This is a genomic window from Stenotrophomonas sp. NPDC078853, assembly GCF_044901215.1.
Taxonomy (GTDB): domain Bacteria; phylum Pseudomonadota; class Gammaproteobacteria; order Xanthomonadales; family Xanthomonadaceae; genus Stenotrophomonas; species Stenotrophomonas lacuserhaii.
Map to the genome: position 1 here is coordinate 9,919 of NZ_JBJDOQ010000030.1, position 7,375 is coordinate 17,293.

Consider the following 7,375-nt stretch of genomic DNA (forward strand, 5'->3'; position numbering starts at 1 on the left):
AAACATAAACAAAAACAAATACTACAACCTGAAATCAGATCACAAGTTGGAATAGCAAACTTAAACCACGATCCACATCGAAGAGCTGACCTGCGTCGCGCGTGACACCAAGCTGGGGCCGGAGGAAATCTCCGCCGACATCCCGAACGTGTCCGAGCAGGCGCTGAACCGCCTGGACGAATCCGGCGTGGTGTACATCGGTGCCGAAGTGCGCGCCGGCGACATCCTGGTCGGCAAGGTCACCCCGAAGGGTGAAAGCCAGCTGACCCCGGAAGAGAAGCTGCTGCGCGCGATCTTCGGCGAGAAGGCTTCGGACGTGAAGGACAGCTCGCTGCGCGTGCCGCCGGGCATGGACGGCACCGTCATCGACGTGCAGGTCTTCACCCGCGACGGCATCGAGAAGGACAAGCGTGCGCGCCAGATCGAGGAATCCGAGATCAAGCGCGTCAAGAAGGACTTCGACGACCAGTACCGCATCCTGGAAGGTGCCATCTACGCCCGCCTGCGTTCGCAGATCGTCGGCAAGGTGGTCAACGGCGGTGCCAACCTGAAGAAGGGCGACGTCATCACCGACGCCTACCTGGACGGCCTGAAGAAGGCTGACTGGTTCGTGCTGCGCATGAAGGACGAGGACGCCTCGGAGGCCATCGAACGCGCCCAGAAGCAGATCCAGGCGCACGAGAAGGAATTCGAGCGTCGCTTCGCCGACAAGCGCGGCAAGATCACCGCCGGCGACGACCTCGCCCCGGGCGTGCTGAAGATGGTCAAGGTGTTCATGGCCGTCAAGCGCCGCATCCAGCCGGGCGACAAGATGGCAGGCCGCCACGGCAACAAGGGTGTGGTCTCCAACGTGGTGCCGGTCGAAGACATGCCGTACATGGCCTCGGGCGAGACCGTGGACATCGTGCTGAACCCGCTGGGCGTGCCGTCGCGCATGAACATCGGGCAGATCCTTGAAGTCCACCTGGGCTGGGCCGCCAAGGGCCTGGGTCGCAAGATCCAGGGCATGCTGGAAGCCCAGGCCGCCGTGGCGCAGCTGCGCGTGTTCCTGGACGAGGTGTACAACCACGACAGCGACAACGTGGCCACCCATGTCGACCTGACCCAGTTCAGCGATGAAGAGCTGCTGCGCCTGGCCGGCAACCTGACCGACGGCGTGCCGATGGCAACGCCGGTCTTCGACGGTGCCACCGAAGCGGAGATCAAGCGCATGCTGGAACTGGCGGACCTGCCGACCAGCGGCCAGACCCAGCTGTATGACGGCCGTACCGGTGAGGCATTCGATCGCCACACCACCGTCGGCTACATGCACTACCTGAAGCTGAACCACCTGGTCGACGACAAGATGCACGCCCGTTCGACCGGTCCTTACTCGCTCGTCACCCAGCAGCCGCTGGGCGGCAAGGCGCAGTTCGGCGGCCAGCGCTTCGGTGAGATGGAAGTCTGGGCGCTGGAAGCCTACGGCGCGGCCTACACCCTGCAGGAAATGCTGACGGTGAAGTCCGATGACGTGCAGGGCCGCAACCAGATGTACAAGAACATCGTCGACGGCGAGCACGAGATGGTGGCCGGCATGCCGGAATCCTTCAACGTGCTGGTGAAGGAAATCCGTTCGCTGGCCATCAACATGGAACTGGAAGACAACTGATCGCGCAGGCGCTGCTGCTCCCGGGCAGCAGCGCCGCCGCTTAGTCCTGACAGCCCATCGACAACGCATTCCTCCTTCTGGAGAACACCATGAAAGACCTGCTCAACCTCTTCAACCAGCAGCGACAGACGCTGGATTTCGACGCGATCAAGATCGCGCTGGCGTCGCCCGACCTGATCCGTTCGTGGTCGTTCGGCGAAGTGAAGAAGCCGGAAACCATCAACTACCGTACGTTCAAGCCCGAGCGTGACGGCCTGTTCTGCGCCGCGATCTTCGGACCGGTCAAGGACTACGAGTGCCTGTGCGGCAAGTACAAGCGCATGAAGCACCGCGGCGTGGTCTGCGAAAAGTGCGGCACCGAAGTGACCCTGGCCAAGGTGCGCCGCGAGCGCATGGGCCACATCGACCTGGCTTCGCCGGTCGCGCACATCTGGTTCCTCAAGTCGCTGCCGTCGCGCATCGGCCTGATGCTGGACATGACCCTGCGTGACATCGAGCGCGTGCTGTACTTCGAAGCCTACGTGGTGACCGAGCCGGGCCTGACCGCCCTGGAGCGCCGCCAGCTGCTGACCGAAGAGCAGTACCTGACCGCACGCCAGGAACACGGCGACGACTTCGACGCCGCCATGGGCGCCGAGGCCGTGTACGAACTGCTGCGCACCATCGACCTGCAGTCGGAAATGACCCGCCTGCGCGAAGAGATCGCCAGCACCGGTTCGGAAACCAAGCTCAAGCGCCTCACCAAGCGCATCAAGCTGATCGAAGCCTTCCTGGAATCGGGCAACCGTCCGGAATGGATGGTGATGACCGTGCTGCCGGTGCTGCCGCCGGACCTGCGTCCGCTGGTTCCGCTGGACGGTGGCCGCTTCGCGACCTCCGACCTGAACGACCTGTACCGCCGCGTCATCAACCGCAACAACCGCCTGCGTCGCCTGCTGGAACTGAGCGCGCCGGACATCATCGTGCGCAATGAAAAGCGCATGCTGCAGGAATCGGTCGATGCCCTGCTGGACAACGGCCGTCGTGGCCGTGCCATCACCGGCACCAACAAGCGCCCGCTGAAGTCGCTGGCCGACATGATCAAGGGCAAGCAGGGTCGCTTCCGCCAGAACCTGCTGGGCAAGCGCGTGGACTACTCGGGCCGTTCGGTCATCGTGGTCGGTCCGTACCTGCGCCTGCACCAGTGCGGCCTGCCGAAGAAGATGGCGCTGGAACTGTTCAAGCCGTTCGTGTTCGCCAAGCTACAGCGTCGTGGCCTGGCCACCACCATCAAGGCCGCCAAGAAGCTGGTCGAGCGCGAAGAAGCCGAAGTCTGGGACATCCTGGAAGAGGTCATCCGCGAACATCCGGTGATGCTGAACCGTGCGCCGACCCTGCACCGCCTGGGCATCCAGGCGTTCGAGCCGGTGCTGATCGAAGGCAAGGCCATCCAGCTGCATCCGCTGGTCTGCACCGCGTTCAACGCCGACTTCGACGGTGACCAGATGGCCGTCCACGTGCCGCTCTCGCTGGAAGCCCAGCTGGAAGCGCGTGCGCTGATGATGTCCACCAACAACATCCTGTCGCCGGCCAACGGCGAGCCGATCATCGTGCCCTCGCAGGACGTCGTGCTGGGTCTGTACTACATGACCCGCTCGCTGGTGAACAAGAAGGGCGAGGGCATGGCCTTCGCCAACATCGCCGAAGTCAAGCGCGCCTATGACAACCGCGTGGTGGAACTGCACGCACGCGTCAAGGTCCGCATCACCGAAGTGGTGACCGACGAAGACGGCAACAAGCAGGACAAGACCTCGATCGTGGAGACCACGATCGGTCGTGCGCTGCTGGCCGAAATCCTGCCGGAAGGCCTGCCGTTCGCGCTGGCCAACACCGAGCTGACCAAGAAGAACATCAGCCGCCTGATCAACTCCAGCTACCGCCAGCTGGGCTTGAAGGACACGGTCGTGTTCGCCGACAAGCTGATGTACACCGGCTTCGCCTACGCAACCCGCGCCGGCGTGTCGATCGGCATCGACGACATGCTGATCCCGGACGAGAAGCGCGGCATCCTCACCGAGGCCGAAGCCGACCTGCAGGCAATCCAGGAGCAGTACCAGTCGGGCCTGGTCACCGCCGGCGAGCGTTACAACAAGGTGGTCGACATCTGGTCGCGCACCAACGAGCGCATCGCCAAGGCGATGATGGACACCATCGGTACCGAGAAGGTCACCGATTCCAAGGGTGACATCATCGACCAGAAGTCGATGAACTCGCTGTACATCATGGCCGACTCCGGTGCGCGTGGTTCGCAGGCGCAGATCCGCCAGCTGGCCGGTATGCGTGGCCTGATGGCGCGTCCGGATGGCTCCATCATCGAGACGCCCATCAAGGCGAACTTCCGTGAAGGCCTGAACGTGCAGGAGTACTTCAACTCCACCCACGGTGCCCGTAAGGGTCTGGCCGATACCGCGCTGAAGACCGCCAACTCGGGTTACCTGACCCGTCGTCTGGTGGACGTGGCGCAGGACGTGGTGATCACCGAAGTGGATTGCGGTACCACCGAAGGCCTGACCATGACCCCGATCGTGGAAGGCGGCGACGTCGTGGAGCCGTTGAAGGACCGCGTGCTGGGTCGTGTCGTGGCCGAGGACGTGTTCCTGCCGGGCAACGACGAAGATCCGATCGTGACCCGCAACACGCTGCTCGACGAAGCGTGGGTGGCCAAGCTGGAAGATGCCGGCGTGCAGACCATCAAGGTCCGTTCGACGATCTCCTGCGCCTCCGCGTTCGGCGTCTGCGGTCGCTGCTACGGCCGCGACCTGGCCCGTGGCCACATCGTCAACATCGGTGAAGCGGTCGGCGTCATCGCCGCGCAGTCGATCGGTGAGCCGGGTACCCAGCTGACCATGCGTACGTTCCACATCGGTGGTGCGGCATCGCGTGCGGCAGCGGTGGACAACATCACCGTCAAGACCACCGGTTCGGTGAAGTTCAACAACCTGAAGTCGGTCGAGCACGCCAACGGTTCGCTGGTGGCGGTGTCGCGCTCGGGCGAAATCTCGGTGCTCGATGCCCATGGCCGCGAGCGCGAGCGTTACAAGCTGCCGTACGGCTCGATGATCGCGTCCAAGGACGGCGATGCAGTGAAGGCTGGCCAGACTGTGGCCAACTGGGATCCGCATAACCACCCGATCGTGTCGGAAGTCGCAGGTTTCCTGCGCTTCATCGACTTCGTCGACGGCATCACCGTCATCGAGAAGACCGACGAACTGACCGGCCTGGCCTCGCGCGAGATCACCGATCCGAAGCGTCGCGGCTCGATGGGCAAGGACCTGCGTCCGCTGATCCGCATCGTCGATGCCAAGGGCAACGACCTGCTGATCCCGGGCACCGACATGCCGGCCCAGTACCTGCTGCCGCCGCGCTCCATCGTCAACCTGCAGGACGGCGCCGCCGTCGGCGTGGGTGACGTGGTCGCCAAGATCCCGCAGGAAGCCTCCAAGACCCGCGACATCACCGGTGGTCTGCCGCGCGTCGCCGATCTGTTCGAAGCACGCAAGCCGAAGGATCCGGCGGTGCTGGCCGAGCGTTCGGGCATCATCAGCTTCGGCCCGGACACCAAGGGCAAGCAGCGCCTGATCATCAAGGACACCGATGGTTCGGAACACGAAGAGCTGATTCCGAAGTACCGCCAGGTGATCGTGTTCGAAGGTGAGCACGTGACCAAGGGCGAGACCATCGTGGACGGCGAGCCGAGCCCGCAGGACATCCTGCGCCTGCTGGGTGTGGAACCGCTGGCCGCCTACCTGGTCAAGGAAATCCAGGACGTGTACCGCCTGCAGGGCGTGAAGATCAACGACAAGCACATCGAGGTGATCACCCGCCAGATGCTGCGCAAGGTCGAGATCACCGACCAGGGCAACAGCAAGTTCCTGAATGGCGAACAGGTGGAACGTCAGCGCGTTATCGAGGAGAATGCACGCCTCGGTGCCCGTAGCGAACTGCCGGCGCAGTACGATCCGGTCCTGCTGGGCATCACCAAGGCCTCGCTGGCCACCGAGTCGTTCATCTCGGCGGCGTCCTTCCAGGAAACCACCCGCGTGCTGACCGAAGCTGCCGTCCGCGGCACCAAGGACAACCTGCGTGGCCTGAAGGAAAACGTCATCGTCGGTCGCCTGATCCCGGCCGGTACCGGCCTGTCGTATCACGCCAACCGCCGCCGCAACGCGAGCGGGCTGACCGATTCGGAAATGCAGACGCTGGCCGGTACCCCGGTTGCCCCTGCCGCCGTTGTCGCCGAGCCGGTGATCGAAGCCGCTGCCGAAGCCGACCAGGCTCCGGGCAGCGACGAGTAAGCAAGGCGGTCCGGTTGAAAGACCGGACCTGCCGGGTTGCAGCACCGGGCCAATGGCCGGGTGGTAGTGAAAGGGCAGGGGAGACTCCGGTCTCTCCCGCCAGTCTGAACGGGGTACATGGAGGCCCCCCCGTAACCTTCCAGGATAAGGAAGGGCTTGACAGGAGCGCATTTGACTGCGTTTCTGGCAGGTTGCTACAATCGTCTGTCTCAGCAGGCCAGTAATGGTCTGCTTTAACATTTCCGCATCTCTGGCCGGCATCTGCTGGCCCCAATCAGAAGAACCTACTGATGGCGACGATCAACCAGCTGGTCCGCAAGCCGCGGCAAGCTACCACCTACAAGAGTGCCTCGCCGGCGCTCGAGAAGTGCCCGCAGCGCCGTGGCGTCTGCACGCGCGTCTACACCACCACCCCGAAGAAGCCGAACTCGGCCCTCCGCAAGGTTGCAAAGGTCCGCCTGACCAACCAGGAAGAGGTCATCAGCTACATCGGTGGTGAAGGCCACAACCTGCAGGAGCACTCCGTGGTCCTTATCCGCGGCGGTCGCGTCAAGGATCTGCCGGGTGTGCGTTACCACACTGTTCGCGGTTCGCTCGATGCCTCCGGTGTCGCCAAGCGTCGCCAGGCCCGTTCGAAGTACGGCGCCAAGCGTCCGAAGGCATAAGGAGAGAGCACATGTCGCGTAAAGGTAATACTCCCCAGCGTTCCGTCCTGCCCGATCCGAAGCACGGAAGTGAAACGATCGCCCGCTTCATCAACATGGTGATGCTGAGCGGCAAGAAGTCCGTGGCCGAGAAGATCGTCTACGGTGCGATGGACGTGATCAGCGAAAAGAACGCCAACTCGATCGAGCTGGTGCAGAAGGCGCTGGACAACGTTGCGCCGTCGGTCGAGGTCAAGTCCCGCCGTGTCGGTGGTGCCACCTACCAGGTGCCGGTCGAAGTGCGTTCCTCGCGCAAGATGGCCCTGGCCATGCGTTGGCTGATCGACTCCGCGCGCAAGCGTGGTGAGAACACCATGCCGAAGAAGCTCGCTGCTGAACTGATCGATGCCTCGGAAAACCGTGGCGGCGCCATCAAGAAGCGCGAAGAAACCCACCGTATGGCCGAAGCCAACAAGGCATTCGCCCACTACCGCTGGTGAGTTTGACGGCCTTGCAAAACAGGCAGGGCAGCACCATCTGAGTGCTGCCCCGCGACCCCGGAAGGGTCGCGCCAATCCGAAGGCCGCCGAAAGGCGGCGTTCGGCCATCCGAAATCCAAGAAATCGAGAGGCTCCCCGTGGCCCGCACCACTCCCATCGAGCGTTACCGCAATTTCGGCATCATGGCCCACATCGATGCCGGCAAGACCACCACGTCCGAGCGCATCCTGTTCTACACCGGCAAGAGCC

Annotated in this window: 4 protein-coding genes and 1 pseudogene; all 5 read left to right on the forward strand. The window is 63.5% G+C overall.

Annotated elements, in window-relative coordinates:
* Nucleotides 1-64 precede the first annotated feature (64 nt).
* Nucleotides 65-1,648 (forward strand): annotated as a pseudogene (gene rpoB, locus ACI2JH_RS19380) (DNA-directed RNA polymerase subunit beta); the annotation flags it as partial.
* An 89-nt stretch (nt 1,649-1,737) separates the two neighbouring features.
* Nucleotides 1,738-5,982, forward strand: a complete 4,245-nt coding sequence (gene rpoC, locus ACI2JH_RS19385) for a DNA-directed RNA polymerase subunit beta' (protein ID WP_404736975.1) — start codon at nt 1,738-1,740, stop codon at nt 5,980-5,982.
* Nucleotides 5,983-6,272: 290 nt separating this feature from the next.
* Complete coding sequence (rpsL, locus tag ACI2JH_RS19390; RefSeq protein WP_042615316.1) at nt 6,273-6,647, forward strand: 30S ribosomal protein S12; 375 nt, start codon at nt 6,273-6,275, stop codon at nt 6,645-6,647.
* A gap of 11 nt (nt 6,648-6,658) precedes the next feature.
* A complete protein-coding gene (gene rpsG / locus ACI2JH_RS19395) occupies nt 6,659-7,126 on the forward strand; it encodes a 30S ribosomal protein S7 (protein ID WP_042615315.1) in 468 nt (155 codons plus the stop codon).
* A 137-nt stretch (nt 7,127-7,263) separates the two neighbouring features.
* On the forward strand, nt 7,264-7,375 hold a 112-nt coding region (locus ACI2JH_RS19400; protein ID WP_404736976.1), incomplete at its 3' end, for a GTP-binding protein.